Origin of the sequence: Microbacterium oleivorans NBRC 103075 (genome assembly GCF_001552475.1) — a bacterium.
GTDB lineage: Bacteria > Actinomycetota > Actinomycetes > Actinomycetales > Microbacteriaceae > Microbacterium > Microbacterium oleivorans.
Genome location: NZ_BCRG01000001.1, coordinates 193,935 through 220,459, shown reverse-complemented (window position 1 = coordinate 220,459; position 26,525 = coordinate 193,935). Strand labels below are relative to the sequence as shown.

General features: G+C 69.7%; 24 protein-coding genes and 1 tRNA gene. 11 read left to right on the top strand and 14 right to left on the bottom strand.

The window, feature by feature from the left end:
• Positions 1–61: 61 nt before the first annotated feature.
• The gene (locus MO1_RS01005; protein ID WP_060914964.1) at positions 62–727 is read right to left on the bottom strand and encodes a TetR/AcrR family transcriptional regulator C-terminal domain-containing protein; all 666 of its coding nucleotides are present in this window, start codon (positions 725–727) and stop codon (positions 62–64) included.
• A gap of 85 nt (positions 728–812) precedes the next feature.
• On the opposite strand from MO1_RS01005, the gene MO1_RS01000 reads away from it, so the two are divergent.
• The 3 genes from MO1_RS01000 (at position 813) to MO1_RS00990 (ending at position 4,373) form a co-directional block, all read left to right on the top strand.
• Positions 813–2,231 (top strand): APC family permease, encoded by a 1,419-nt coding sequence (locus MO1_RS01000; protein WP_060914963.1) that lies wholly within the window; start codon positions 813–815, stop codon positions 2,229–2,231.
• A 48-nt stretch (positions 2,232–2,279) separates the two neighbouring features.
• Positions 2,280–3,887, top strand: coding sequence for an amidohydrolase (locus tag MO1_RS00995; RefSeq protein WP_060914962.1), 1,608 nt, complete (start codon positions 2,280–2,282; stop codon positions 3,885–3,887).
• A gap of 108 nt (positions 3,888–3,995) precedes the next feature.
• Positions 3,996–4,373 (top strand): hypothetical protein, encoded by a 378-nt coding sequence (locus tag MO1_RS00990; RefSeq protein WP_060914961.1) that lies wholly within the window; start codon positions 3,996–3,998, stop codon positions 4,371–4,373.
• A gap of 47 nt (positions 4,374–4,420) precedes the next feature.
• Here the strand turns inward: MO1_RS00990 and MO1_RS00985 are convergent.
• Positions 4,421–4,511: transfer RNA gene (locus MO1_RS00985), tRNA-Ser, on the bottom strand.
• A gap of 144 nt (positions 4,512–4,655) precedes the next feature.
• Between MO1_RS00985 and MO1_RS00980 the strand changes: the two genes are divergently transcribed.
• Genes MO1_RS00980 through MO1_RS00970 form a run of 3 tightly spaced genes read left to right on the top strand, consistent with a single transcriptional unit; the run spans position 4,656 to position 7,869 of the window.
• Positions 4,656–5,426, top strand: a complete 771-nt coding sequence (locus tag MO1_RS00980; protein WP_060914960.1) for a DUF429 domain-containing protein — start codon at positions 4,656–4,658, stop codon at positions 5,424–5,426.
• Positions 5,427–5,482: 56 nt separating this feature from the next.
• Positions 5,483–6,862, top strand: a complete 1,380-nt coding sequence (locus MO1_RS00975) for an MFS transporter (protein ID WP_060914959.1) — start codon at positions 5,483–5,485, stop codon at positions 6,860–6,862.
• A 53-nt stretch (positions 6,863–6,915) separates the two neighbouring features.
• Positions 6,916–7,869 carry an L-lactate dehydrogenase gene (locus MO1_RS00970; protein ID WP_060914958.1) on the top strand — a complete coding sequence of 318 codons (954 nt, stop codon included), beginning with the start codon at positions 6,916–6,918 and terminating at the stop codon, positions 7,867–7,869.
• 10 nt (positions 7,870–7,879) lie between these two features.
• Here the strand turns inward: MO1_RS00970 and MO1_RS00965 are convergent, their stop codons facing one another.
• Both MO1_RS00965 and MO1_RS00960 read right to left on the bottom strand, forming a co-directional pair.
• The gene (locus MO1_RS00965) at positions 7,880–8,140 is read right to left on the bottom strand and encodes a hypothetical protein (RefSeq protein ID WP_036310651.1); all 261 of its coding nucleotides are present in this window, start codon (positions 8,138–8,140) and stop codon (positions 7,880–7,882) included.
• A gap of 31 nt (positions 8,141–8,171) precedes the next feature.
• Positions 8,172–8,864, bottom strand: a complete 693-nt coding sequence (locus MO1_RS00960; protein WP_036310652.1) for an alpha/beta fold hydrolase — start codon at positions 8,862–8,864, stop codon at positions 8,172–8,174.
• 152 nt (positions 8,865–9,016) lie between these two features.
• On the opposite strand from MO1_RS00960, the gene radA reads away from it, so the two are divergent.
• The gene (gene radA / locus MO1_RS00955) at positions 9,017–10,381 is read left to right on the top strand and encodes a DNA repair protein RadA (RefSeq protein ID WP_060914957.1); all 1,365 of its coding nucleotides are present in this window, start codon (positions 9,017–9,019) and stop codon (positions 10,379–10,381) included.
• 11 nt (positions 10,382–10,392) lie between these two features.
• Here the strand turns inward: radA and MO1_RS00950 are convergent, their stop codons facing one another.
• The 3 genes from MO1_RS00950 to MO1_RS00940 all read right to left on the bottom strand — a co-directional run bounded on the left by MO1_RS00950 (position 10,393) and on the right by MO1_RS00940 (position 12,365).
• On the bottom strand, positions 10,393–10,794 hold the full coding sequence (locus tag MO1_RS00950; protein ID WP_036310656.1) for a hypothetical protein: 402 nt from the start codon (positions 10,792–10,794) through the stop codon (positions 10,393–10,395).
• 302 nt (positions 10,795–11,096) lie between these two features.
• Positions 11,097–11,807, bottom strand: a complete 711-nt coding sequence (locus MO1_RS00945; protein WP_255209196.1) for a hypothetical protein — start codon at positions 11,805–11,807, stop codon at positions 11,097–11,099.
• Positions 11,808–11,852: 45 nt separating this feature from the next.
• Positions 11,853–12,365, bottom strand: coding sequence for an amino-acid N-acetyltransferase (locus tag MO1_RS00940; RefSeq protein ID WP_036310659.1), 513 nt, complete (start codon positions 12,363–12,365; stop codon positions 11,853–11,855).
• Between the two features lie 86 nt (positions 12,366–12,451).
• On the opposite strand from MO1_RS00940, the gene MO1_RS00935 reads away from it, so the two are divergent.
• On the top strand, positions 12,452–14,962 hold the full coding sequence (locus tag MO1_RS00935; RefSeq protein ID WP_036310660.1) for a circularly permuted type 2 ATP-grasp protein: 2,511 nt from the start codon (positions 12,452–12,454) through the stop codon (positions 14,960–14,962).
• Positions 14,959–15,840, top strand: coding sequence for a transglutaminase family protein (locus MO1_RS00930; protein ID WP_060914955.1), 882 nt, complete (start codon positions 14,959–14,961; stop codon positions 15,838–15,840). The genes MO1_RS00935 and MO1_RS00930 overlap by 4 nt, the downstream gene beginning before the upstream one ends.
• A 124-nt stretch (positions 15,841–15,964) precedes the next feature.
• Here the strand turns inward: MO1_RS00930 and MO1_RS00925 are convergent, their stop codons facing one another.
• Genes MO1_RS00925 through MO1_RS00905 form a run of 5 tightly spaced genes read right to left on the bottom strand, consistent with a single transcriptional unit; the run spans position 15,965 to position 20,922 of the window.
• Positions 15,965–16,678, bottom strand: a complete 714-nt coding sequence (locus MO1_RS00925) for a FadR/GntR family transcriptional regulator (protein WP_036310662.1) — start codon at positions 16,676–16,678, stop codon at positions 15,965–15,967.
• Positions 16,675–17,448: a 3-oxoacyl-ACP reductase gene (locus MO1_RS00920; protein ID WP_036310663.1), complete on the bottom strand. Its 774-nt coding sequence runs from the start codon at positions 17,446–17,448 to the stop codon at positions 16,675–16,677. The genes MO1_RS00925 and MO1_RS00920 overlap by 4 nt, the downstream gene beginning before the upstream one ends.
• 15 nt (positions 17,449–17,463) lie before the next feature.
• Positions 17,464–18,819 (bottom strand): aldehyde dehydrogenase family protein, encoded by a 1,356-nt coding sequence (locus tag MO1_RS00915; protein WP_060914954.1) that lies wholly within the window; start codon positions 18,817–18,819, stop codon positions 17,464–17,466.
• On the bottom strand, positions 18,816–19,586 hold the full coding sequence (locus MO1_RS00910; RefSeq protein WP_036310665.1) for a gamma-glutamyl-gamma-aminobutyrate hydrolase family protein: 771 nt from the start codon (positions 19,584–19,586) through the stop codon (positions 18,816–18,818). Before MO1_RS00910 ends, MO1_RS00915 begins: the two co-directional genes overlap by 4 nt.
• Complete coding sequence (locus MO1_RS00905) at positions 19,567–20,922, bottom strand: glutamine synthetase family protein (protein WP_060914953.1); 1,356 nt, start codon at positions 20,920–20,922, stop codon at positions 19,567–19,569. Before MO1_RS00905 ends, MO1_RS00910 begins: the two co-directional genes overlap by 20 nt.
• Positions 20,923–21,093: 171 nt before the next feature.
• Here MO1_RS00905 and MO1_RS00900 point away from each other — a divergent pair, with 171 nt between their 5' ends.
• On the top strand, positions 21,094–22,638 hold the full coding sequence (locus MO1_RS00900) for an amino acid permease (RefSeq protein WP_060914952.1): 1,545 nt from the start codon (positions 21,094–21,096) through the stop codon (positions 22,636–22,638).
• A 154-nt stretch (positions 22,639–22,792) separates the two neighbouring features.
• Here the strand turns inward: MO1_RS00900 and MO1_RS00895 are convergent, their stop codons facing one another.
• Positions 22,793–23,287 (bottom strand): GNAT family N-acetyltransferase, encoded by a 495-nt coding sequence (locus MO1_RS00895; protein ID WP_244604309.1) that lies wholly within the window; start codon positions 23,285–23,287, stop codon positions 22,793–22,795.
• Positions 23,288–23,338: 51 nt separating this feature from the next.
• On the opposite strand from MO1_RS00895, the gene MO1_RS00890 reads away from it, so the two are divergent.
• A complete protein-coding gene (locus MO1_RS00890) occupies positions 23,339–23,767 on the top strand; it encodes a GNAT family N-acetyltransferase (protein WP_060914951.1) in 429 nt (142 codons plus the stop codon).
• Between the two features lie 54 nt (positions 23,768–23,821).
• Here MO1_RS00890 and MO1_RS00885 read toward each other — a convergent pair whose 3' ends face one another.
• On the bottom strand, positions 23,822–26,347 hold the full coding sequence (locus tag MO1_RS00885) for an ATP-dependent Clp protease ATP-binding subunit (RefSeq protein WP_036310743.1): 2,526 nt from the start codon (positions 26,345–26,347) through the stop codon (positions 23,822–23,824).
• Positions 26,348–26,525: the final 178 nt, after the last annotated feature.

The following is a 26,525-nucleotide window of genomic DNA, read 5'->3' as shown; positions in this document are numbered from 1 at the left end:
GACTCACTCTAGGGTGGGCTGCGGCGGGGATGAAGGCCACGGCGTTCGGACCGACGCGGGGTCAGCCGGGCCGGGCGGCGAGCTGCGAGCGCAAACCGACGAGCAGGGCGTCGAGGCCGAGCGTGAAGGCGAGGTCGGCCGGCGCGACGCCGTCGCGGGCCGCAGTCTCCCGTCGCGCCTCGTATGCGGCCGCGAACACGGGCACATCGGTGCGTCCGCCGGGGTCGAGCATGTCCTGCGGCGCGGACGAGTCCAGCGCGGAGCCGAGGATGAACGACTCGACGGCGACGATGATGTTCATCGACTCGGCGGGGGTCCAGCCCGCGCTGACCAGCTGAGTCACGAGGTCGTTGTAGGCGACGCTGACCATCGAGCTCTCGCCGACGGGCAGCACGGCCAGCACTGCGACGGTGGAGGGATGCGCCGCGAAGGCCGCGCGGTAGGCGCGAGCCCAGTCGCGGAGCGCGACATCCCAGTGCGGTGACGGCGCGGCATCCTCACCGATGCGTTCGCTCAGGATCTCCCGGATCTCCGCGTAGACGGCGGACTTGCCCGACACGTGGTTGTAGAGCGACGAGACGCGGACGCCCAGCACTCGCGCGAGGTCCGTCATGCGGAACCCGGCGTCCTCGCCCTCGTCCAGGAGGCGCAGCGCCGTCTCTGCGATGAGGCGACGTGACAAGACGGAAACACGGGGGCGACCGACCGAGCGAGTCGTGGAAACCATTGGCCGCTATTGTACCCATCAATAAAAAGAACTACGTTCGTTTCCAATCCGGTCACCGACGACCGCGCTCGCCCAAGGAGCCCGCATGTCCCAGCGTTCCCAGACCCGACTCCCGCGCTCCATGGGTGTGGTCGGCCTGACCCTCTTCGGCATCTCGTACATGGCCATCGGCACCGTGTTCACCACGTACGGCATCGTCAACCAGCTGACCCAGGGCCATCTGGTCGCGTCGTACGTCGTCGCCCTCATCGTGATGCTGTTCACCGCGTCGAGCTACGCCGCGATGGTCCGTCGCTATCCCGTCGCCGGGTCGGCGTACACGTACTCGCAGCAGTCGTTCGGCGGCGGTGTGGGCTTCCTCACCGGCTGGGTGCTGATGCTCGACTACCTCTTCATCCCGATGATCAACTTCCTGATCCTCGGTCTCTACGCAAACGCTCAGTTCCCGTCGGTGCCCGCGTGGGCGTTCACCCTCGGGGCGATCATCGTCGCACTGGTGCTCAACCTCCTCGGCATCTCGATCGTGAGCAGAGTCAACACGGCCGTCGTGCTCGTGTCGTTCGCCGCAGTCGTGGTGTTCGCGTTCTTCGCGATCAAGATGGCCGTCGGCAACCCCGACGCTCCCGGCGTCTTCGACCCGTTCCTGCCGGGGAGCGACATGTTCAACCCGGTCCTCACGGGCGCGGCCGTCCTGTCGCTGTCGTTCCTCGGCTTCGATGCGGTGTCGACGCTCTCCGAAGAGGCGAAGCGCCCGCGGCGCGACATCCCGATCGCCATCATGGTCACGACGATCGTCGGCGGACTCCTCTTCGTCGTCACGGCGTGGGTGGGCGCCTTGGCGTACCACCTGGACGACTGGAGCAAAGCCCCCCAGGCGCTCCTCGACGCAGCCGGGTCGGTGCTGTTCTCGCACGTCGGCGGCGATGTCTTGGGCGTCGTGTTCGTCTACATCACCGTCGTGGGCACCCTGGGAGCCGGCCTCGCGGGGCAAGCCGCGGTCTCCCGCATCCTCTTCTCCATGGGCCGCGACGGGGTGCTGCCGCGCCCCCTCGGAACGCTCTCGAAGAGGTTCGGCACCCCGATCGTCGCGACGATCCTGGTCTCGGCCTTCGCGCTCGTCGGCCTGTTCATCACGCTCGCGCAGGCGGCGTTCATGATCAGCTTCGGAGCGCTCGTCGCGTTCGCGATGGTCAACCTGTCCGTCATCCGGACCTACCTGTTCCTGTCCCCCGCGAGGCAGGGGCCACTGACGGCAGGGCGCGTCGTGCGGTTCGGCGTCATGCCCGCGATCGGCTTCCTCTTGACGGTGTGGCTGCTGACCTCGCTCGAGGGGACGACCTGGATCGTCGGCGGCATCTGGGTGCTCGTGGGTGTGGCGATCCTTGCGATCAAGACCAAGCTGTTCCGCCGCCCCGTCCCCACGCTCGACTTCAGCGAGGTCGAGCCGACGACCGCCGCGATCGACCAACTGCCGCGAGACACGCTCTTCGAACGCCGCCCGTGACCGGCGCCCCGGCATCCCCCACCCGTATGTATGAAAGTGAGACCCTCTGTGCCTGACACCGTCGACCTGCTGATCCTCGCCGGGACGATCCTGACCCCGGAAACCGTCGAGGGGGATGCCGCGGGCCCGCGATTCGTGGCCGTCCAGGACGGCGTGATCGTCGGGGTCGGCGGCGCCGACGAGGCGAAGGCGTGGCGCGCGCGCGCGGAGCGTGTGATCGATCTCGGCGACGCGACGCTCTCGGCGGGAATCGTCGATGCCCACATCCATCCCGTGTCGGGCATCGGCCTGACCCGCGGGGTCGATCTGACCGGCGTGACCACGCTCGAGGACACCCAGCAGGCGCTCGCGCGCGAAGCCGCGGCGACGGACGACTGGGTGCTCGGTTGGGGGCTCGACCCCAACGTGTTCGGCGACGCGAGCCCGTCGGCGCACCTGTTCGACAACCTCCCGGCTGACCGTCTCGCGTTCGTGCAGCTGTTCGACGCACACTCAGCCGTGGCGTCGCGCGCCGCTCTCGAGCGCGCCGGCGTCACCGGCCGCGAGACGTTCGGAGATTCCTCATCGATCCCCGTCGACGCATCGGGCGCTCCGACGGGGTATCTGCTCGAGCACAGCGCGCTCGGGCTCGTGCAACGCCTCGTGCCGCCCCTCACCTTCGCCGCCCGCACAGACGCGCTGTTCGGCATCCTGCAGGGGATGGCGCAGACAGGTGTGACGATCGGCCAGATGCTGGATGCCTCCGACCCCGACGCGTTCGACCTGTTCGAAGCGCTCGAGGCGAGGGGTGAGCTGCCGATGCGCGTGCGGGTCTCGCCCATGGCGGTCCCCGGTTCGACCGAGGCGGACTGGGCGCGTCTCGTCGACCTGCAGGGTCGTGGCGGTCGGCGCTGGGAGATCCAGGGCATCAAGCTGATGATCGACGGCACGATCGACAACGGCACCGCGTGGCTGCGGGAGCCCGACACGCATGGCGAATCGACCGAATCGCTGTGGTTGAAGCCCGACGAGTACGCGGCGGCGATCGCGTACTTCCACGCTCGCGGCATCCGCACGACGACGCACGCGATCGGCGACCGCGGGATCGAGTTCGTCGCGAGGACTCTGCACGGTCTCGAGCGGACCGGCGTCACCCATCGCATCGAGCACATCGAGACACTGCCCGACGACGTGCTCGAGCTCATCTCCGAGGCGGGTCTCGCGGTGAGTATGCAGCCGACGCACTGCACGCACTTCACCCGCGCCGACCACACCGACAACTGGTCACGCCGTCTGGGTGACGAGCGTGCCGACCAGGGGTGGCGCATTCGCGATCTGCACGAGCGCGTGGTCGTCGCGCTCGGCTCGGATTGGCCAGTGGCACCTTACGACGCCCGCGGCACGCTCGCCGCTGCCGTCCTGCGTCGCCCTGCGGGCCGCGACGAGGTCACGCCCGTCGGGCCTGACCAGGCGCTCACCGCTGCCGCGGCCCTCGACGCGCACACCCGCGGCTGGTGGCGATCGGTCGGCGAGGCCGGCGGCACGATCGAGGTCGGGATGCCGGCCTATCTCACCGCGTTCGCCGCCAACCCGCTCACCGCGGAGCCCGACGCGTTCGCCGAGACCGAGGTGCTGCTGACCGTCGTCGGTGGTGAGGTGTCGGTCGACCGCACCTGAGCTCGAGCCGTCGCAGATGGTCGGCTCCCGGCATCCGGAACGACCATCTGCGACGCTTCGCGTGCGCTCGGGGGGCGCAGGGCCGGGGGGGACGCTAGGGTCTGGACTGTGACCGCAGACACCGTCCCCGCCGTGCGCCCGACCGCCCGTCGACGTGGGCTGAGCCGCGGGACGGTCATGGTCGTCGGCGCGGTCCTCGTCCCGCTGGCCCTGACGGTCATCTTCAACAGCTGGGGTCCCCTCACCGACGAGTCGGCCGTGCAGATGGCCTTCGCACGTGTCGCCGGACTGACGATCGCGATCCTCAGCTCCGTGACCATCGTCGTCATGACGGTTCGTCGACGTTCGCAGTGGCCGGCCGTCGCCGGCGCGCTCCTCGTCGCATCCCTCGTCGTCGCATGGTCGACCATGGGGCTGCAGAGCACGGCCGACGACCTCCTGAATCGCCTCGAGCTGGTCGAGAGCGTGCCGTCACCGGGCCGCTGACAACCCGCACGGAAAACAGAAAACCCCCGCATCAGCAGGGGTTTTCATGGCGGTGACGGTGGGATTTGAACCCACGGTAGGGGGTTACCCTACACAACTTTTCGAGAGTTGCACCTTCGGCCGCTCGGACACGTCACCGTCGTCCAGCTTACGACACGAGAGCGGATGCCGCGAACCGGGGCTCGTGGCGGCTCACCGAGGGGTCGCAGATGGTCGGTTTCCACTCGGAACGGCGACCATCGGCGACGTCTCGACGAGAGGGTGGGCGGGTAGCGTCGCGGTGTGATCACCACCGGAGTCGACCTCGCGGCGCAGCCGGCGCGCACAGCGGTCGCCGTCATCGACTGGCGAGACGGCGCAGCGGAGCTCCTGCACCTCAGCCTCGGCAACGACGACGACACCATCGTCCGACTGGCTGTCGACTCGACGCACGTCGGCGTCGACTGCGCGTTCGGCTGGCCCGACGACTTCGTCGCCTACGTCGCGGCGAATGCGCGGGGCGAGGCGCCCGCCCCGGACCTCCGCGGCATCGAGGGACGCCGCCGGCTCGCCTACCGCGAGACCGACCGCGCCACGCACCGGATCGCCGGGCGCCTCCCCCTCAGCGTCTCGACCGACCGCCTGGGACTCACCGCGATGCGGTGCGCCGACCTGCTCACCGCGTTCGCCGATGCGGGAGACGACGTCGACCGGTCGGGCGCGACGGGACGACTCGTCGAGGTCTACCCCGCGGCATCCCTCCGCCTCTGGGGGGTAAAGGTGTCTGGATACAAGACGGATACCGCGGCCCGGCTCGCGGCGACGTCGAACCTCCTCGCCGCAGCTCCGTGGCTCGCCGTCACCCCCGACCAGCGCGCACTGTTGGACGCATCCGACGACGCGTTCGACGCCGTCGTCGCCGCGCTCATCGCCCGCGCACACGCGCTTCACGCAACGCACCCCGTCCCGCCCGCCGAACAGGACCGCGCCCGCCGAGAAGGCTGGATCGCCCTCCCCTCCACCTCCCTCGCCGGCCTCGACCCGACGCGACCTGTCGCTTCACTGCCCGAATGACGACCGTTCCCATCGGCTCGAGCCCCGCCCGCCCCTGCCCGGCGTAACGTGAGCCTGTGAGCGCACCGACCACCTCCCCGCGGTTCGGCCTCGTCGTCGCCATCGCGGCGCTCGCGTCGGCCGTCGCGTTCCTCGACGGCACCGTGGTCAACGTCGCACTCCCCGCCATCCGCGACGAACTCGGCGGCGGTCTGTCGACGCAGCAGTGGGCGGTGGATGCCTACCTCCTCACCCTGAGCTCCCTCATCCTCTTCGCGGGGTCGGTGAGCGATGCGTTCGGGCGCGTGTTCGTCCTCCGCATCGGACTGATCGGCTTCGGCATCGCCTCGATCGGCGTGGGGCTCGCCCCCGACCCGGTCGTCCTCATCATCGCCCGGGCGCTGCAGGGCGCCGCCGGCGCGTTCCTGGTGCCGAGCTCGCTCGCGCTCATCACCTCTCTCCTCACCGGCCCCGCCCAGGCGCGGGCGATCGGTCAGTGGACCGCGTGGACGACGGGGGCGAACCTCGCCGGCCCCCTCATCGGCGGGCTGTTCGTCGACCTCTTGTCATGGCGATTCGCCTTCCTCGTCAACATCCTCCCGATCGCGGCGACCTTCTACCTCCTGTCGCGCCTCGGCCACATCGACCACCGGCGCGACGATGCGCGTATCGATCTCGTGAGCGCCGCGCTCTGCACGCTCGGGCTCGGCGGGGTGGTCTTCGCGCTGATCGAACAGCCCAACCTCGGGTGGGCACATCCGGCGATCTGGATGCCGCTGGCCGCCGGCATCCTCATGTTCACGGCGTTCCTCTGGCGTCAGCGCACCGTGCGCTCCCCGATCCTGCCGCTGGGGATCTTCCGCGTCCGGAACTTCTGGACAGGAAACCTCGCGACCTTCTTCATCTACGCGGCGCTCTCGCTGAACGGGTTCGTCGTCGGGGTCTACCTCCAGCAGGGCGCGGGCCTGAGCGCGACGCTCGCCGGCCTTTCGAGCCTGCCGACGACGCTGGCGCTCATCGCGTTGAGCTCGGTGGTCGGCGGATGGGTGAACAGGTTCGGACCCCGGCTGTTCATGACGGCCGGTCCGCTCGTCATGGCGGCGGGCGCGCTGATGCTGCTCGCCGTCCAGAAGGACTTCGACTACTGGACGCAGGTCCTCCCCGGACTGATCGTGTTCGGCCTGGGGCTGGGCGTCACGGTGTCGCCGCTGACGTCGACCATCCTCGGCTCGATCGGCGGCGAGCGGTCGGGCATCGCGTCAGCGACGAACAATGCGGTGTCGCGCATCGCCGGACTCGTCGTCATCGCGATCCTCGCCGTCATCATCGGCGGCGCGCTCGACCTCGACGGGTTCCACCGTGCAGCACTGGTCACAGCGGTCCTGATGGTCGCGGGCGCGCTGGTCTCGTTCCTCGGCATCCGCAGGCCTGCCACGGCTGACGCGCAGTCCATCTGATTTGCACGGCTGGATGCGGGCCGGCGGCATCCGTCGACTGCCACACTGACGGTATGAGCGTCATCGAGAACTCGAAACTCACCGTCGTCGGGGCGGGCGCCGTCGGATCGAGCGTCGCCTACGCCGCCCTCATCCGTGGGTCGGCGCGGCACGTCGCCCTGTACGACATCGCCGCCGAGAAGGTCGAAGCCGAAGTGCTCGACCTCGCCCACGGCTCGCAGTTCACGAACTCGAGCGACATCTCGGGCGGATCCGACGTGTCGGTCGCCGCAGGCTCGCACGTCGTCGTGATCACGGCCGGTGCCAAGCAGAATCCGGGGCAGACCCGCACCGAGCTCGCGGGGGTGAACGCGGGCATCCTCCGCCGGATGCTGCCCGAGCTTCTCGAGGTCGCCCCGAACGCCGTCTACGTCATCGTCACGAACCCGTGCGACGTGCTCACCGTCATCGGGCAGGAGGTCACCGGGCTGCCACCCGAGCGCATCTTCGCCTCGGGCACCGTGCTCGACACCTCGCGCCTGCGGTGGAAGCTCGCGCAGCGCGCGGGTGTGTCGACCTCGAGCGTGCACGCGTACATCGTCGGTGAGCACGGCGACACCGAGTTCCCGCACTGGTCGCGGGCGACGATCGGTACGGTTCCGATCCTCGATTGGCAGCCGCTCGACGGGCAGCCGAAGTTCACCGTCGAAGAACTCGACCGCATCGCCGTCGATGTGCGGGATGCCGCCTACACGGTCATCCGGGGCAAGGGGGCGACGAACTACGCCATCGGACTGTCGAGCGCTCGCATCGTCGAAGCGATCCTCAGCGACCAGCACGCCGTCATGCCGGTCTCCACGGTGTTGAGCGACTTCCAGGGCGTCGACGGCGTGGCCCTGTCGGTGCCGTCGGTCGTCAGCAGCCGCGGCGCCCGTCCGATCCTCGAGACGTCGTTCTCCACCGACGAGCTCGAGCTCTTCCACCGCTCCGCAGACGCCCTGAAGTCGGTAGCCGCGTCGCTCCGCTGACCCGAGCGGGTCAGACAGCGCGCCGGCGCCGCAGCGACCTCGGCTCGGGAAAGGTCCACCCGAACACGACCGCCACGACCCGAACGGCGACCGTCACCGCGATGCAGACCACGCCCGCGACGAGGATCGGGACGGCGAGGGCGTTCAGGACGACGAGCACCGCGACTCCCGAGGCTGCGGCGACCGCGTAGAGCAGCGCACCCTGCAGCCCACCCAGCCCCGCGGCGAGCAGCTCGACCCACAGGGGGACGGCGAACAGGGCGACGCTCATCTCGGCCTCTCCTCGTGTCGTCGGATGCCGGTCAGCGAGCAGACCCGGCGGCGTCGGCGATCACCTGAGCGACCGTCTCGGCCTGCGAGATGAACAGCGCGTGGCTGCCGGGGACGTTCGTGATCTGAGCTCCGACGCGCTCGGCCATGTGCTGCAGCATCGCTTGGTCGAACGCCTTGTCCTCGGTGGCGATGACGGCCCAGCTCGGCTTGTCGCGCCACGCCGCCGCCGTGACGGGCTCGGCGAAGACCGACATGTTGACGGGCACCTGGCTGTCGGCGAGGAAGGCGGCATCCGCTTCGTCGATGTCGGCGGCGAATCCGGCGCGGAAGTGGTCGCGGGCGAGGGAGCCGTAGCCGTCCTCGCGTACGTCGATCACGAACTCGGGGGTGGCGGCGAAGCCCCCGTACTGCTGGCCGCTCGACTCACCCATGTCGGGGATCAGTGCCGAGACGTAGACGAGCCCCGCCACGTTCGGGTGGGTGCCTGCCTGAGTGATGACCGTTCCGCCCCACGAGTGGCCGACGAGGATCGCGGGTCCGTCCTGCTGGTCGAGGATGCGCGTCGTGGCGGCGACGTCGGCCTCGAGTGAGGTGAGCGGGTTCTGCACGATCGAGACGCGGAAACCGCGCGCGGTGAGCAGGTCGTAGACGCGACGCCATCCCGAGCCGTCGGCGAAGGCGCCGTGGACGAGGACGACGTTGGTGATGTCTGCAGTGTTCATGGATCTCTTCCTTCTCGTGGGGCTCGGACCGAGCCGGTGTGTGATGCCTGTAACGCTCGCGATACGCAATATATTGCATACCCGTTGACGATGGCAATGGTGTCACCGAAGGGCTCGCGAGCGATGTCGGATGCCGCGATTAGCCTGAGGGCATGGCATCACGACGACCCGCCCCCACTGCGGCCTTCCGCTGCACCGAGTGCGGGTGGACGACCGCGAAGTGGGTCGGCCGTTGCGGCGAGTGCCAGCAGTGGGGCACCGTCGTCGAGGCCGGCACAGCGACCGGGATCACCGCATCGATCACGCCGATCACTCCCACGCGGAGCGCGCGCCCGATCACGCAGATCGACACGCGCGAGACGCCGCGCCGCTCGACCGGCGTCGGCGAGTTCGACCGCGTGCTCGGCGGCGGCATCGTCCCGGGGGCGGCGATCCTGCTCTCGGGCGAACCGGGCGTCGGCAAATCCACGCTGCTGCTCGAGGTCGCGGCGCAGAGCGCACGATCGGGGCGCCGCGTCCTCTACGTCAGCGCCGAGGAATCCCTCGGCCAGGTGCGCCTCCGCGCTGAGCGAACCGGAGCGCTGCACGACGAGCTCTACCTCGCGAGCGAGACCGACCTCGCGACGACGCTCGGTCACGTCGACGAAGTGCGCCCCGACCTCCTCATCGTCGACTCCGTGCAGACGGTCTCCTCAGGGCTCATCGACGGGGCCGCCGGGCAGCCGAGTCAGGTGCGGGAGGTGGCATCCACCCTCATCCGTATCGCCAAGGAACGCGACCTGCCGGTCGTACTCGTCGGGCACGTCACGAAAGACGGTCAGGTCGCCGGCCCGCGCATCCTCGAGCACCTCGTCGACGTCGTCTGCCACTTCGAAGGCGATCGCCAGACGTCGCTCCGCTTCGTACGCGCGCTCAAGAACCGATTCGGCGCGACCGATGAGGTCGGCTGCTTCGACATGGCCGGTGACGGCATAGCCGAGGTCCCCGATCCCAGCACCCTCTTCCTCAGCACGCGGCCGAGCGAACCCGGTACCTGCGTGACGGTCGCCCTCGAGGGCCGGCGGGCGCTGCCCGTCGAGGTGCAGGCGCTGACACTGCACACGACGGCTCCGAACCCCCGCCGGATCGTGAGCGGAGTCGACAGCGCGCGCGTTGCGATGGTGCTCGCCGTGCTCGAGAAGCGCGCCGGGATCAAGCTGTCCGACCAAGACGTCTACGTCTCTACTGTCGGCGGGGTGCGCCTCACCGAGCCCGCTGCCGACCTGGCCATCGCCCTCGCCATCGCCAGCGCCAGCGCGGCGACCGAACGCCCGAACCCGACGAAGTTCGCCGCGATCGGCGAGTTGAGCCTGTCAGGCGAGATCCGCAAGGTCACGCAGCACGACCAGCGTCGATCCGAAGCCGCTCGACTGGGCTACAAGGCCGTCATCGATGCGAGCGCCGGCACGCTGCGGGACGCCCTGAATCAGCGGGCACGGCACCACACCCCGCGGCACGACGACCGTCCCGACTTCTGAGCCAGGTGCACTCAGGCGTCGAGCGCGGCGATGAGATCGGCCGGCGACGCCTGCATGGCATGCGGCCCGGCGATGTCGAAGAACACCGTGGTGATCTCCTCGCCATACGTGCCGAGGAACGCCCGCAGCCAGCCCGGTGACTGCAGACCGACGCCCGGCGGCAATGTGGCGGGCTTGTTGGCCGCGTCGCTGAACAGCAGCAGTGCGACGTCGCCGGTGGCGGGGTCACGGTAGGTCCAGACCTCTCCCGAGTCGCGGGGGTCATCCCTCGCGCCGGGACGGAGGAGCGGCACGACGGTCGGCCCGTGTCGCAGCGCGAACGCGAGGGCTGCCATGTCCTGCGTCTGCAGCGCGTCCGCGAGTGCGGTGTTGCGGAACTCGAGCGGCTGCTTCTCGCGCTTCTTCCCGGCCATCCCCCCAGCCTAGGCCGGATGCGGGGGCGTACCGATCCTGCGGTCCCGGAACATAAGGGGGCCCTCTCGAACTCCCCATTGGGGACTGGAGAAGTCGAGAGGGCCCATCACTCACCGGCAGCCGGGGGAACCGAAATCCCACTTCTTGGGGGGGGTGGCGGGATTCCGTTGCTGGGGAACAACGGCGGTTGACCGCCGGGAGCTGACCCCAGGGTACGCACAGAGGGATCCCGCGGGACACCCCCGCAGGCGCGATGTCGGATGAGAAAGTTCTCAGAATGCGCTGAACGCGGCGGTGATTTTCAGCGCAACGTGAAAGACGCGGGCTCCGCGGAGCCTATTCCTCCGATCGTCACCGACAGGTTGTACCAGCCAGGAAGGGCCTTCTGACGGTCGCCGTCACAGGTGTCGACCGAGGAGCGCGTGCGGTCCCAGACGATCGGGGCGGCGCTCTTCACGGTCTTCCCCGCGTCGAGCGTGACGATCTGGTCGCTCGGCTTCGTCTGGCAGTCGGTCGAGCGCCACCAGGTGTCGCTTCCGCTGGTGACCTCGAACGTCTGGGCAGCAGTGCCGACGTTGATGAGACACGGCGAGTCGGTGTCGTTGACGAGCGTGATGGAGAGGTTCGGCAACTCACCCGTGCCGTAGGAGCTCTTGTCCGTGGTGGCGGTCACCGTCACGTCGCCGGTCGTACACGCCGCGATGTCGTTGTCATCCGACGCGCCGCCGTCACCGTCGGCCGACGACGTCACCCGGGGGGTCGGCGTCGCCGAGGGCGTCGGGGCTTCGCTCGGCGCTGCCGACGGCGATACCGACGAGGTCGGAGCGGGGCTCGCGGATGCCGGGGATCCGCCCGCGGGCTGCGACGTGGCATCCGTCATCGCCCGCCAGGGCTGCCAGACGACGAGGGCGACGATGCCGCCGACGACGAGGAGGGCGAGGAGCAGCACGGCGAGCCGACGGCGTCGATAGACAGCCGGCGACGGCCGACGGCGGGGGCTCTGGCTGCTCACGCGTCCAGGGTAAGCGCGGGCTCCACGCTCGCCCGCCCGGCGCGCCTACAACTGCTTCAGCATGCGGGTGTTCCCCAGAGTGTTGGGCTTCACGTGCGCGAGGTCGAGGAACTCGGCGACGCCCTCGTCGGCGCTGCGGAGCAGCTGCGAGTAGACGTCGGGGTCGACGACCTGCTCGCCGATCTCGGCGAACCCGCGGCGGGAGAAGAACGGCACCTCGAACGTGAGGCAGAAGAGGCGGCTGAGCCCCAGCTCCCGCGCGTTCTGCTCGAGCAGATCGACGACGGCGCCACCGACGCCGCGGTGCAGCCAGTCGTCGGCGACGATGAGCGTGCGGATCTCGCCGAGGTCCTCCCACATGACATGGAGCGCGCCGCACCCGACGAGGCGCTCCCCCGCTTCGGCGACGACGAACTCCTGCACGGTCTCGTAGAGGGTGACACGTTCCTTGCCGAGGAGGATGCGACGCTGCACCCACGGCTCGAGGAGTTCCTGGATGCGGGGAACGTCGGAGGTCTTCGCGCGCCGCACGGTGAAGGTGGCGTCCGGTCCCGTCATGCGTTCCACTGTATTCGCCCTGCACCCCGCTACTCGCGCGGATCGGCCGTCGCCTACCCCTACGCTGGACGAAGGAAGGTGACCCCGTGAGTGTGCTCCGTGACTATGCCGCGGCCGTGTCGCAACCGACGCTGTCGTTTTCGTCGACGGCGCCGCGCTACGACGAGGTCGTCGACCCCGACGGCACCCTCCGCCCCGCCTGGCAGGGACTCGCCTCACTCGCCCTCGGTCTGACCCGCGACGAGCTCGAGCGCGTCGACGGCGAGATCGCCCGCTTCCTCGCCGACGACGGCGTCTCGTACGCGCGCGCGGGCGACGACCTGCAGCCGTGGCAGCTCGACCCGATGCCGTTCGTCCTGGATGCCGCGGGATGGGCTCGCCTCGACGTCGGACTCGCGCAGCGCGCCGAACTGCTGAACGCCCTGCTCGCCGACCTGTACGGCCCGCAGGTCGTCCTTCGCGAGCGGATCGTGCCGGCCGCCGTCATCCTCGGTCACGCGGGATTCGTGCGCGCGATGGCGCGCCCCGCGGGCGACAGCCTGCCGCCCGATCTACTGCTCTCGGCGACCGACCTGGGCCGCGATGCGGCCGGGGAATGGCATGTGCTCGCCGACCGCGTGCAGGCACCCTCGGGCCTGGGGTACGCGGCCGAGAACCGTCGCGTCATCTCGCAGGTGCTGCCCGACCTCCTCGACGAGGGCACGCTGCACCGCATGGACCCCTACTTCGCCGCGCTCCGCGCTGCCCTGATCGCGGCGGCCCCCGAGGGAGCGAGTGCGCCGCGCATCGTCGTCCTCTCCCCCGGCCCGCTGTCCGAGACGGCGTTCGATCAGGCGTTCATCGCCAACGCACTGGGATTCCCGCTCGTGCAGGGCAGCGACCTCGTCGTCCGTGACGGTGCGGTCTGGATGAAACCCGCCGGCTGGCCGCAGCGCGCTCCACGCGAGCGCGTCGATGTCATCCTCCGCCGAGTGGACGCCGAGTGGTGCGACCCGCTGGAACTGCGCTCGGGATCTCGGCTCGGCGTCGCGGGCCTCGCCGAAGCGGTCCGACGTGGCCGCGTGCGCGTCGTGAACGGCCTGGGCGCCGGCGTGCTCGAGAACCCCGCGCTCCTCCCCTACCTGCCCGCCGTCTGCGAGCGGCTCCTCGGCGAGCAGCTGCGACTGCCGTCCGTGCCGTCGTGGTGGCTCGGCGACCCCGACTCGCGCGCGGAGGTGCTCCCGCGACTGAGCGCCGGTGACCCGACTCTCGAGGTGCGGCACATCGACGACCCTCGCCGCCGCCTCGGCACCGCTGACGCCGAGCTGCTCGCCCGCGTCGACCGCGAGCCGCACCGGTTCGCCGCCGTCGAGCAGCTGCCCCTCTCGCAGGTTCCCGTGTGGGATGCCGGGGGCGCGGCATCCGCTCTGCCCGTCACGCTGCGGGGCTTCGCGATCCGCTTCGGGTCGACCTACCGGCCGCTCGTGGGCGGTCTCGCCACGGTGCGGAGCGCGCAGGACGGTGCACCGCGAACGAAGGACGTGTGGGTCCTGAAATCCGACGAGGCCGAGGCGGACCAGGGGATCGTCGACGTGGCGACCCTCCCCACGACCCGGAGCGACCCGACCCTCGCGCCGCGCGCCCTGTCGGACCTCTTCTGGACCGGCAGATACGCCGAACGCGCCGAGGACCTGCTGCGCCTCGTGATCGCGACGCAAGCGGCGCTCGACCAGCCGGGAGCGCACCGGGCGACCAGTGCGGGTGAGAGCGTGCGTGTGCTGCTCGCGGCGCTCCATTCTCTGGCCGGTACGCGGGCGACGGATCCCGAGCAGGAGTTCCGATCGCTGCTGCTGGATGCGGCGCGCCCCGGATCCGCGGCGCACTCGATCGCCCGCCTCCGCGACGCGATGGAGGGTGTGCGCGACCAGCTGTCGGGCGACACCTGGCGCGTGTTCGCGAACATCGAGCGGGCCGTGCGAGCACTCCGGAGCGCACCGCGACCGCACCGCACGGCCGAGTCGGCCGGGCGCATGCTCGCCTCGATGCTGTCGCTCTACGGCGTGACGGCGAACATGATCCGCGACCCCGGCTGGCACATGATGGAAGCGGGTCGCTACCTCGAGCGCGGATTGCAGCTGACCGCCCTGCTGTCGTCGGCGCTCTCCGCGAGCCGCGGTCCCCGCACCGACCGCGAGGTTCTCGAGTCGCTGCTGTTGTCTGCCGAGAGTGTCGTCACGCACCGTCGGCGCTACCGCGGGGCCATGCGCGCGGCGGACGTCGCCGAGCTGCTGCTGCTCGACCGCGGCAACCCGCGTTCGCTGGCTTTCTCGCTGCAGACGCTGCGTGGCCACCTGGCCGCGATGCCCGCTTCGACCGGATCGTCGCGCGCCGAGCGCCTGCTCGACCAGCTCGAGACCGAGCTCGCCGAGATCGAGGTGCTCGAGATGACCGCGGTCGTCGGGGGTCGCCGCGAGCGGCTCGTCGAGGGCCTCGAGGGCGTGCGGGCGCAGCTCGAGCAGCTGTCGGACGCGATCGGCGACCTGCACTTCGAGGCCGGTCCGCCCGCGGTGTCGATGACCGAGCTGTCGCTCGTCGAGCTGATGGGCGCGCGGGCATGATGCGCTACCGCGTGTGGCACCGCACCGCCTACACCTACAGCGACGCCGTGCAGGACAGCATCGGCCAATTCCACTTGCGACCGCGCGAGCTGCCGTGGCAGCGGATCGCGGACTCCGGGGTGACGGTCGATCCCGTGCCGGGGGACCTCTCGCCGCGCACCGACTGGTTCGGCAACTCGTCGACGTACTTCCATGTGACCGATCCGCATGAAGCGCTGACGATCGAAGCGACGAGCGAAGTGACGGTGGCAGCTCCCGAGTACGACGCCGGGGCGCTCGCGCAGCCGTGGGAGCTCGCGCGGCCGCTGCGGCATCCCGACATCGAGGGCGCCGTCGAAGCCACCGAGTACGCGCTCGAATCTGCGCGGGTCGCCCACGATGCGGCGGCGATCGCCTACGGCGCCGAGTCGCTCACGCCAGGCCGGCCGGTCGGCGAGGCAGCGACCGATCTGATGCAGCGGATCTTCCGCGACTTCGATTACGACAAGACGGCGACGACGGTGACGAGCACGGTCGGCGACGCGATGACGAAGCGCGCCGGCGTCTGCCAGGACTTCGCGCACGTCGCCCTCGCGTGCCTCCGCGGTCACGGGGTCGCGGCCCGGTACGTGTCGGGGTACCTCGCGACGCAGCCGCCGCCCGGTAAGGAGCGCGTGTTCGGGGCTGATGCCTCGCACGCGTGGCTCGCGGTGTGGCTGCCCGGGACCGACCAGTGGCTCGCGATCGATCCGACGAACAACCAGTGGGCGAACGACCGGTACGTCACCGTCGCGTGGGGCCGCGACTACGGCGACGTCTCACCCGTGACCGGGATCATCTTCACCGAAGCGAAGACCTCGACCCTTCGTGTGCAGGTCGACGTCGCACCGCTCGACTGATTCGCGGTCGCGGGCGCAAGGGATCCGAGCCGACACGCCGGTCACAGAGCCTTGGATGCCGCGTGCCGCCCGGCATCCCTTGCATCCGTTACCGGCGCCGCCAGGCCACCGGCGCCCGGCACCGTCAGCCGAGGAAGCCTCGCAGCAGGGCTTCCGAGCCAGCGAGGTGGTCGAGCACGGCGGCTTCGGCGGCATCAGGTTTGCCGGCGAGGATCGCGGCGACGATCCGGTCGTGCTGCGCGTCGGAGTGCTCGATATTGCGCGGCAGCAGCGGGAACGTATCGAGCCAGGCGTTGATGCGGGCCCGGTTCTCGACGACGAGGGGAAGGAGCGACGGGATGCCGCTGGCTTCCGCGATCGCGACGTGCAGCAACGAGTCGAGCCGCCGATACTCCCCCTCGGCGGCCCCTACGGTCGCCTGGTGGCGTTCCGCGAGGGCGGCGCGGACGGCATCTGCCAACTCCCTCGATGCCGCGGCGCGGGCGGCTCCCGCTTCGAGTACGCGCCGGAGGCCCAGGATGTCCTCGAGCTCGGCGGCATCGATAGGACCCGCGTGCACCGGCAGCGGGTCGGCGACGAACGTCCCGCCGTACCGGCCGCGGCGCCGGACGACGTAGCCCGCGTCGGCGAGCTCGCCGATCGCCTGGCGCACGGTGTCTCGGCTCACGCCGTACCGCTCGGCGAGGTCGCGCTCCGAGGGCAGGGACTCCCCCGGCGCGACCACGCCGAGCCGCACGGTCTGCACCAGCCGCGCGACGGTGTCTTCGAGCGCGTTGCCGCCGCGCACCGGTCGGTAGACGGTGCGGCCGAGATCCGGCGACGACGCGGCGCGGGTCACAGCGGCGTCACGTAGGCGTTGGTGATGCCGCCGTCGACGACGAACGCGTTCGCGGTGATGAACGAGGAGTCGTCCGAGGCGAGGAACGCGACCGCGGCCGCCAGCTCCTCGGGCTCGGCGAAGCGGCCCATCGGCACGTGCACGAGGCGGCGCTGCGCGCGCTCGGGGTCCTTCGCGAACAGCTCCTGAAGAAGCGGCGTGTTCACCGGTCCCGGGCAGAGCGCGTTGACGCGGATGCCCTGCCGGGCGAACTGCACGCCGAGCTCGCGGGTCATCGCGAGGACGCCGCCCTTCGAGGCGGTGTACGAGATCTGCGACGTGGCCGAGCCCAGGAGCGCGACGAACGACGCCGTATTGATGATCGAGCCCTTGCCCGCCGGCACCATGTGGCGGAGCGCGGCGCGCGAGCAGAGGTAGACGCTCTTCAGGTTGACGTCCTGCACCTTGTCCCACGCGGGCAGCTCGGTCGTCTCGATCGAGTCGTCGTCGGCGGGCGAGATGCCGGCGTTGTTGAAGGCGATGTCGACCGAGCCCAGGTCGACGGCGACACCGTCGAAGAGCGCGTCGACGGATGCCTGGTCTGCGACGTTGACCTGGCGGAAGACACCGCCCACCTCGTCGGCGGCCTTCTGACCTGTCTCTGGATCGAGGTCCGCGATGACGACGCGGGCTCCTTCGGCGGCGAACCGGCGCGCGGTCGCGAGGCCGATGCCGCTGGCACCGCCGGTGATGATGGCGACGCGGTCGCGGAGGCGCTGGGTGAGGTCCATGGGGGTCCTTCCGGGTCAGGAGGTGGCGTAGAAGACGTTCTTGGTCTGGGTGAAGTGCTCGGCGGCGTCGGGGCCGAGCTCACGCCCGAGTCCCGAGGCCTTCATGCCGCCGAAGGGGGTCGTGTAGCGGACCGACGAGTGCGAGTTGACCGACAGCACACCGCTCTGCACGCCGCGGGACACTCGGATGCCGCGGCCCAGGTCGCGCGTCCAGATCGATCCGGCGAGCCCGTAGACGGTGTCGTTGGCGAGCGCGATCGCGTCGGCCTCGTCGTCGAACGGCAGCACCGCGACGACGGGTCCGAAGACCTCTTCCTTCGCGATACGGTCGCCGCGGTCGGCGAGCACGACGGTCGGCGCGAACCAGAACCCCTCGCCCTCGGGCGCCGATCCGCGGAACGCGACGTTCGCCCCGTCGACGTGAGAGGCGACCCGGTCGCGCTGGCCCGCGGAGATCAGCGGTCCCATCTCGGTCGTCTCGTCGTTCGGGTCGCCCACGCGCCACGCGGAGACCGCGGGCTCGACGAGTTCGAGGAACCGGTCGAACACCGAGCGCTCGACGAGCAGTCGGCTGCGGGCGCAACAGTCCTGGCCCGCGTTGTCGAAGACCGAGCCGGGGACGGCCGCGGCGGCCGCCTCGAGATCGGCGTCGGCGAACACGATGTTGGCGCTCTTGCCGCCGAGCTCGAGCGTCACGGGCTTCAGCTCGCGTGCGCACCCCGCAGCGACCTCGGTGCCAACGCGGGTCGACCCGGTGAAGACGACCTTGCGGACATCGGGATGCGTCACGAACCGCTCGCCGACGACGGGTCCGGCGCCGGGGATGACGGTGAAGACGCCGTCGGGAAGGCCCGCCTCGAGAGCGAGGTCGCCGAGCCGCATCGCGGTCAGCGGGGTCATCTCGGCGGGCTTCAGCACGACGGAGTTGCCGGCGGCGAGCGCGGGCGCGAAGCCCCACGCGGCGATCGTCATGGGGAAGTTCCACGGCACGATGACCCCGACCACGCCGTACGGCTCGTGGTAGGTGACGTCGAGTCCGCCCGCGACGGGGATCTGACTCCCGATCAGGCGTTCCGGTGCACCGGCGTAGTAGTTCAGCACCTGCGCGACGTGGGATGCCTCCCACCGGGCGGACGAGATCGGATGCCCCGCCTCGAGCACCTCGAGCTGGGCGAGCTCCTCGACGTGGTCCTCGACGACGCGCGCGAAGCGGCGGAGCGCGTCGGCCCGGGCGACGGGAGCGAGCTGAGCCCAGGTGCGCTGCGCACGGACGGCGCGGGCGATCGCGGCATCCGTCTCGTCGATCGACGCGAGCTCGACGTCACGGAGGGCGGCGCCGGTGGCGGGGTTGAGGACGGTGAAGACGCTCATGCGGAGACCCCCCGGTGCGAGACGGCGTAGGCGTCGGCTGCGGCGACGAGCCCGAGGAAAAGGCGGCGGTCGGCGGAGTTCTCCTCGGGGTGCCACTGCACCGCGACGAGGTAGTCGTCACCCGGCGCCTCGAACGCCTGCACGAGTCCGTCGTCGGTGCGGGCGGTCACGACGAGTCCCTCACCGAGACGGTCGACGCCCTGGTGGTGGTAGCTGTGGACGCCGTAGGGACCGGCGCCGATCAGGCCCGCGAGCTTCGTCGAGGCATCCACATCGACGGTGTTCTCGGCGAAGACGCCGCCGCCGATCTTGTACCGTTCGGTCCCGAGCGCCTCGGGCAGGTGCTGGTGCAGCGTGCCACCGTACGCGACGTTTATCAGCTGCAGACCGCGACAGATGCCGAAGACCGGGATGCCGCGCTCCCGCGCACCGGCCAGCAGGGCGAGCTCCCACTCGTCGCGGTCCGCACGGGCCGGGTCGGTGAGCGGATGCCGCGCCGCGCCGTAGAGCTCGGGCTGCACGTCGAGCCCGCCGGTCAGGATCAACCCGTCGAGACCATCGAGCACGACGGAGGCCGCGGCCTGCGCGGCCGGCTGCGGCGGGAGGAGCACGGCGACGCCGCCCGACGCGGTCACGGCGTCGAAGTACTGCTGCGGGAGGAAGCTGGCACGGACGTCCCAGACGCCCTGCGTCGCCCGTTCGAGGTAGGTGGTGAGTCCGATGACGGGGCGGCGGGCGCCCGCGGGATCAGAGACGTTCGAAGCCACGGATGCGCTCCCAGTCGGTCACGGCGGCGTCGTAGGCGAGGACCTCGACGCGCGCCTGGTGCAGGTAGTGGGCCACGACGTCATCGCCGAACGCCGCGCGCGCGATCTCGGACGTCTCGAAGAGGTCCGCCGCCTCGCGGAGGGTCGTCGGCAGGTGCTCGACGTCGGAGTCGTAGGCGTTGCCCTTCAGCGGCGGCGGTAGCTCGAGCTCGTTCTCGACGCCGTAGAGGCCTCCCGCGATGATCGCGGAGATCGCGAGGTACGGGTTCACGTCGCCGCCGGGAACGCGGTTCTCGACGCGCAGCGACTGTCCCTGGCCGACGACACGCAGCGCGCACGTGCGGTTGTCGACGCCCCACGCGATGCCGGTCGGGGCGAACGAGCCCTTCGCGAAGCGCTTGTACGAGTTGATCGTGGGCGCGTAGAGCAGCGTGAACTCCTTCAGCGTCGCGAGGATGCCGGCGATCCAGTGCTCCATCAGCGGGCTGAAGCCGTGCTCGCGGTCGCCGGCCATGACGGGGGTGCCGTCGTCGCTTCGGACGGAGAGGTGGATGTGGCAGCTGTTGCCCTCGCGCTGGTCGAACTTCGCCATGAAGGTCAGCGACTTGCCGTGGGCGTCGGCGATCTCCTTCGCCCCGTTCTTGTAGATCGTGTGCTGGTCGGCGGTCTCGAGGACCTCCGCGAATCGGAACGCGATCTCCTGCTGGCCGTCGTGACACTCGCCCTTGACGCCTTCGCAGTAGAGACCGGCGCCCTCCATACCCCGGCGGATGTCGCGGAGCAACGGCTCGAGCCGGGTGGTGGCGAGCAGGTTGTAGTCGACGTTGTAGTCGGTGGAGGCCTGCAGTCCCACGTATCCCTTGGCCCAGGCATCCCGGAACGAGTCGTCGAACACGATGAACTCGAGCTCGGTGCCCGAGTAGGCGACGAGGCCGCGGTCGGCGAGGCGCTGACGCTGCGCGTTCAGGATGCCGCGGGGCGACTGCGCGACCGGGTCGCCGCTCGTGTAGTCGAGCTCGGCCATGACGAGCGCGGTGGCCGGTTGCCACGGGATGCGGCGAAGCGTCGCCATGTCGGGGCGGAGGACGAGGTCGCCGTAGCCCTTGTCCCAGCCCGACATCGCGTACCCGTCGATCGTGTTCACGTCGACGTCGACCGAGAGGAGGTAGTCACAGACCTCGGCGCCGTGGCCGGCGACCTCGTCGAGCCAGAACCGGGCCGACACGCGCTTGCCGACGAGGCGTCCCTGGGCATCGGGGAACGCGACGATCACCGTGTCGATCTCGTCGGCCGCGATGGCATCCGCGAGCTCATTCACCGTCAGATTGCCGGGCATCGGTCGTCCTTCCGTCGTCCTGCGTGGGGGATCGTCGTGGGTCTGTAACGAGAACGCTACATGCCAAAGGTAGACATGGCATACCAATAGACGCCACACTCTTCCGCAAGGCGTGAGCCAGCGCGCCGACCCGACGACGCGCTCCGCGCCGACCCGCAGCCAGGAGGTCTCATGACGAATCCGAGCACCACTCCCCCCGCCACCGGCGGTGTCCGCTATGCACGAGCCGAGGAGGGCTACTTCGAGAAACGGACCCTGAAGAGGTCGGCCGGAGTCTGGGGGCTCTGGGGCCTCGCCGTCGCCGCCGTCATTTCGGGTGATTTCTCGGGCTGGAACTTCGGCATCGACTTCGCCGGGTTCGGCGGGATGCTGATCGCCTTCGCGATCCTCGTGCTCATGTACTACGGCCTCACCTTCTCGATCGGCGAGATGGCGGCCGCCATGCCGCACACCGGTGGCGCCTACTCGTTCTCGCGCTCGGCGATGGGGCCCTGGGGAGGGCTCGCAACCGGTCTCGCCGAGACGATCGAGTACGTCGCGACCACCGCCGTCGTCGTCTACTTCTCCGGCTCCTACGCCGATAAAGCCCTGAACCTGCTCACCGGTGTGAGCCTGCCGCCGTGGCTGTGGTGGGTCATCCTCTACGCGCTCTTCATCGGCCTGAACGCGGCCGGCGCGGCCGTCTCGTTCGGCTTCGCGATCGTCGTCTCGATCATCTCGATCGGCATCATCGTCGTCTTCGGTGTGATGGCCCTCGCCTCCGGCGCGTTCAGCTGGGACGCCCTGTGGGACATCCCCGCCGATCCGGCAGCGTTCGGAGCGTCGACCTTCCTGCCGCATGGCATCGGCGCCGTCCTCCTCGCCCTGCCCTTCGCGATGTGGTTCTTCCTCGGCATCGAGGAGCTTCCACTGGCGGCCGAGGAATCGCACAACCCGGCCCGCGACATCCCCCGCGCCGGGCTCTGGGCGCGCGGCACCCTCATCGTGACGGGCCTCATCGTCCTCTTCATCAACACGGGCGTGCTGGGTGCGAAGGCGACCGGCCCGTCGACTGAGCCGCTACTCGAAGGCTTCCAGGCGTTCCTGCCCGACCAGGCGGCGGCCATCCTGTCGCTGCTCGCCCTCATCGGACTGTTCGCCTCGCTGATGGGCATCATGTTCGCCTACGGGCGCAACATGTACTCGCTGTCGCGGGCCGGCTACTACCCGCGCTGGCTCTCGCTGACCGGCAAGCGTCAGACCCCGTGGGTCGCGCTGACCTTCGGCGCCGTGCTCGGCTTCATCGCACTCGTCATCCTGCAGGCCGCCGGCGGCGACACCAGCCCGGCCGGCGCGATCGTCCTGAACATCGCCGTGTGGGGCGCGGTGCTCGCCTACTTCCTGCAGATGGTGTCGTTCATCATCCTGCGCAAGAAGTTCCCGAACGCGAACCGCCCCTACAAGAGCCCGTGGGGCCTGTTCGGTGCCTACTCGGCCGGAATCATCGCCGCGATCGTGTTCGTCGGGCTGCTGTTCAACCCGGCGTACTTGCTCGCGATCGTCGCGATCATCATCGTGTACGTCGTGATCTTCATCGGCTTCGCCGTCTACGGCCGTACGCGGCTCGTCCTCTCGCCCGAAGAGGAGTACGCGCTCTCCGGCGGCCTCCACGGCGACCCGCAGAGCGAGGGCTACGACGCCATGGAGAAGGACGTGTTCGGAGACACGCGCTCCTGAAAGACCCGGACGGGCCGGGTGCTGCTGAGGGCGCACCCGGTCCGTTCGCACGTTCTGGCCGTGCGCGGATGCAAGAGATCGCGCGCGACACCCCTCGAAACCGACTCCGGATGCCGGGTGTCCCCCGGCATCCATTGCATCGGGCGACGGCGGCTCAGACCTCGCGGCGCAGGCAGACGAGTCGCTCGCGCGACTCCCACGACGGAGCTGGTTCGAAACCCTGACGCCCGTAGAGAGCGAGCGCCCCGATTCGCCAGTCCCACACCGACAATCGGAGCCCTGTCGCCCCGCCAGCGCGGGCGCGGGATGCGGCATCCGTCAGCAACGCCGACCCGGCGCCGGAGCGTCGACCCGCGGGCCCGACCCACAGGCGCTTGATCTCGGCATCCGAACCCGCGCGGTGCAGCACTGCCATCCCGATGAGCTCGGCGCCACGCTCGGCGACCAGAACCTCGGCCCCGGCGAACGCCGACGCGGGATCGCGCGCCTCGGCCGCGTACCGCTCCGGCAGCGGACCAGGTTCGGTGAGCCCGTTCTCCGCCTTCTCCGCCTCGGTCTGCGCGTGGTAGTCCGCGAGCATCGCGGCGACCGCATCTGCGTCGCGCTCGAATCGGGCCACGCGGACGGAGAGGGATGCGGCGACGGTCACCCCTCCATCCTTACCCGTGCGCGGGCCGGGCCACCGCGGTTGAATGGACGGATGCGCTGGACCACCCGCCCCTCGACGCCCGACGACGCCATCTGGATCGCGGAGCTCCGCGCGGTCGTCATGCGCCCCGACCTCGAGCGCCTCGGCGTCTTCAGTCCCGAGCGGGTGCGACAGCGGTTCCTCGACGCGTTCGACCCCGCGCTCACCCGCGTGATCGTGGTCGACGGGACGGATGCCGGTTCGATCGCCATCCGCCCCGCTTCGGACGACACCTGGATCGAGCACTTCTACCTCGACGAACGCGTGCAGGGCGCCGGCATCGGCACGCAGGTGCTGACTGCGATCCTCACCGAGGACCACCCCCTCCCCTGGCGCATCAACGTCCTACAGCAGAGCCCGGCCCGCCGCCTCTATGAGCGGCACGGCTTCGTCTTCGACAGCGAGGACGAGGTCGACGTCTTCCTGGTGCGCCGCGCCTGAACGACGACAGGGGTCGGATGCCCCTCGGCATCCGACCCCTGTCGTTCGTGTCGCTTACGACCCGGCGATGATGTCCGGGCTCGCGGTGATCTCACCTGCGGCGCCGACACCGACCGGCTCGCGGCCTTCCTGGCGCATCGTCTCGAAGACGAAGCTGTTGTTCTCGAGGTCGACCTTCACGTGGTCGCCCGAGTTCAGCTCGCCGCGGAGGATGCGCTCGGAGAGCTGATCCTCGATCTCGCGCTGCATGGCGCGGCGCAGCGGCCGGGCACCCAGCGTCGGGTCGAAACCGATCTCGATGAGGCGGTCCTTCGCCGCATCCGACAGCTCCACCGTCATGTCGCGGTCGAGCAGACGCTCGCTGAGGCGCTTGGTGAACAGGGTCACGATCTGGCGCAGTTCGGCCTTGTTCAGCTGCGGGAAGACGATGACGTCATCGACGCGGTTGAGGAACTCGGGCTTGAAGTGGCGCTTCAGCTCCTCGTCGACCTTGCCCTTCATCCGCTCGTAGGTCGTCTGCGAGTTGCCCTCGACCTGGAAGCCGACCGGACCACCGGCGATCGCCGACGAACCGAGGTTCGTCGTCATGATGATGACGGTGTTCTTGAAGTCGACGACGCGGCCCTGACCATCGGTCAGGCGACCCTCTTCGAGGATCTGCAGCAGCGAGTTGAAGATGTCGGGGTGAGCCTTCTCGATCTCGTCGAAGAGGACCACGGAGAACGGCTTGCGGCGCACCTTCTCGGTGAGCTGGCCGCCCTCTTCGAAGCCGACGAACCCGGGAGGGGCACCGAACAGTCGCGAGACCGTGTGCTTCTCACCGAACTCCGACATGTCGAGGGAGATCAGCGCGCCCTCGTCATCGAAGAGGAACTCGGCGAGCGCCTTGGCCAGCTCGGTCTTACCGACACCCGTGGGGCCGGCGAAGATGAACGAGCCCGACGGACGGTTCGGGTCCTTGAGACCGGCACGCTGGCGGCGGATCGTGCGGGAGAGGGCCGCGATGGCCTCCTCCTGACCGATGACGCGCTGGTGCAGAGCCTTCTCCATGAAGACGAGACGGCTCGTCTCCTCCTCGGTGAGCTTGAAGACCGGGATGCCGGTGGCCTGAGCCAGGACCTCGGCGATCAGACCCTCGTCGACGACCGCATGGGTCGCGACGTCGCCCGAACGCCACTGCTTCTCGAGGCGCAGACGCTCGGCCAGGAGCGACTTCTCCTCGTCGCGCAGAGAGGCGGCCTTCTCGAAGTCCTGCTCCTCGCTGGCGGCTTCCTTGTCCTCGCGGACCTTCGCGATCTTCTCGTCGAATTCGCGGAGTTCCGGCGGGCTGGACAGGATCGACAGACGCAGGCGGGCGCCGGCCTCGTCGATCAGGTCGATGGCCTTGTCGGGCAGGAAGCGGTCGGAGACGTACCGGTCGGAGAGGTTCGCCGCGGCCACGATGGCACCGTCGGTGATCTGCACCTTGTGGTGCGCCTCGTAGCGGTCGCGCAGGCCCTTCAGGATGTTGATCGCGTGGGGCAGGCTCGGCTCCGCCACCTGGATCGGCTGGAAGCGTCGCTCGAGCGCGGCATCCTTCTCGAAGTGCTTGCGGTACTCGTCGAGAGTCGTCGCACCGATCGTCTGCAGCTCGCCTCGGGCGAGCAGCGGCTTCAGGATGCTGGCCGCGTCGATCGCGCCCTCGGCGGCACCCGCACCCACGAGGGTGTGGATCTCGTCGATGAAGACGATGATGTCGCCGCGCGTGCGGATCTCCTTGGTGACCTTCTTCAGACGCTCTTCGAAGTCACCGCGGTAGCGGGAACCGGCGATGAGCGAGCCGAGGTCGAGCGAGTAGACCTGCTTGTCCTTGAGCGTCTCGGGCACCTCGCCCTTGACGATCGCCTGCGCGAGGCCTTCGACGACGGCGGTCTTGCCGACGCCGGGCTCGCCGATGAGGACGGGGTTGTTCTTGGAGCGGCGCGACAGGATCTGCATCACGCGCTCGATCTCCTTCTCGCGCCCGATGACGGGGTCGAGCTTGTTGTCGCGCGCGGCCTGGGTCAGGTTGCGGCCGAACTGGTCGAGGACGGCCGAGCCGCCCTGGGCCGTGGCCTGTGCCTGCTCGCCAGCGCCGGATGCGACGCCCGCGGGCTCCTTGCCCTGGTAGCCGCTGAGGAGCTGAATGACCTGCTGGCGGACCTTGTTCAGGTCGGCGCCGAGCTTGACGAGCACCTGCGCGGCGACGCCCTCGCCCTCGCGGATGAGCCCGAGCAGGATGTGCTCGGTGCCGATGTAGTTGTGGCCCAGCTGCAGCGCTTCGCGCAGTGACAGCTCGAGCACCTTCTTGGCGCGCGGCGTGAACGGGATGTGCCCCGTCGGCTGCTGCTGCCCCTGTCCGATGATGTCCTGGACCTGCTCGCGCACGGCGTCGAGCGAGATGCCGAGGCTCTCGAGGGCCTTGGCGGCGACGCCTTCACCCTCGTGGATCAGGCCGAGGAGGATGTGCTCCGTGCCGATGTAATTGTGGTTCAGCATCTTCGCCTCTTCTTGGGCGAGCACCACCACACGACGTGCACGGTCTGTGAATCTCTCGAACATCGTCTCCACCTCCACTCGACGCACTGGCGGCGTCTTACGTAGAGGCTAACCAGGGGCGGATGCCGGTATGCCCGTGTTCGCCGTGGGCATACCGGATCTGGGGCTTGTGGTCGCGGCATCCGTGGGCATAACGTTTTTCGATAACAACGAATGTCGTTATGGGGGAACAGGAATGTCT

Coding starts and splice junctions, on each gene's coding strand:
- MO1_RS01005 (WP_060914964.1), bottom strand. CDS start 727: ATGGTTTCCACGACTCGCTCGGTCGGTCGCCCCCGTGTTTCCGTCTTG.
- MO1_RS00885 (WP_036310743.1), bottom strand. CDS start 26,347: ATGTTCGAGAGATTCACAGACCGTGCACGTCGTGTGGTGGTGCTCGCC.
- MO1_RS00915 (WP_060914954.1), bottom strand. CDS start 18,819: ATGAGCGTCTTCACCGTCCTCAACCCCGCCACCGGCGCCGCCCTCCGT.
- MO1_RS00940 (WP_036310659.1), bottom strand. CDS start 12,365: ATGACGGGACCGGACGCCACCTTCACCGTGCGGCGCGCGAAGACCTCC.
- MO1_RS00950 (WP_036310656.1), bottom strand. CDS start 10,794: ATGGCCGGGAAGAAGCGCGAGAAGCAGCCGCTCGAGTTCCGCAACACC.
- MO1_RS00970 (WP_060914958.1), top strand. CDS start 6,916: ATGAGCGTCATCGAGAACTCGAAACTCACCGTCGTCGGGGCGGGCGCC.
- radA (WP_060914957.1), top strand. CDS start 9,017: ATGGCATCACGACGACCCGCCCCCACTGCGGCCTTCCGCTGCACCGAG.
- MO1_RS00960 (WP_036310652.1), bottom strand. CDS start 8,864: ATGAACACTGCAGACATCACCAACGTCGTCCTCGTCCACGGCGCCTTC.
- MO1_RS00920 (WP_036310663.1), bottom strand. CDS start 17,448: ATGGACCTCACCCAGCGCCTCCGCGACCGCGTCGCCATCATCACCGGC.
- MO1_RS01000 (WP_060914963.1), top strand. CDS start 813: ATGTCCCAGCGTTCCCAGACCCGACTCCCGCGCTCCATGGGTGTGGTC.
- MO1_RS00965 (WP_036310651.1), bottom strand. CDS start 8,140: ATGAGCGTCGCCCTGTTCGCCGTCCCCCTGTGGGTCGAGCTGCTCGCC.
- MO1_RS00890 (WP_060914951.1), top strand. CDS start 23,339: ATGCGCTGGACCACCCGCCCCTCGACGCCCGACGACGCCATCTGGATC.
- MO1_RS00900 (WP_060914952.1), top strand. CDS start 21,094: ATGACGAATCCGAGCACCACTCCCCCCGCCACCGGCGGTGTCCGCTAT.
- MO1_RS00905 (WP_060914953.1), bottom strand. CDS start 20,922: ATGCCCGGCAATCTGACGGTGAATGAGCTCGCGGATGCCATCGCGGCC.
- MO1_RS00930 (WP_060914955.1), top strand. CDS start 14,959: ATGATGCGCTACCGCGTGTGGCACCGCACCGCCTACACCTACAGCGAC.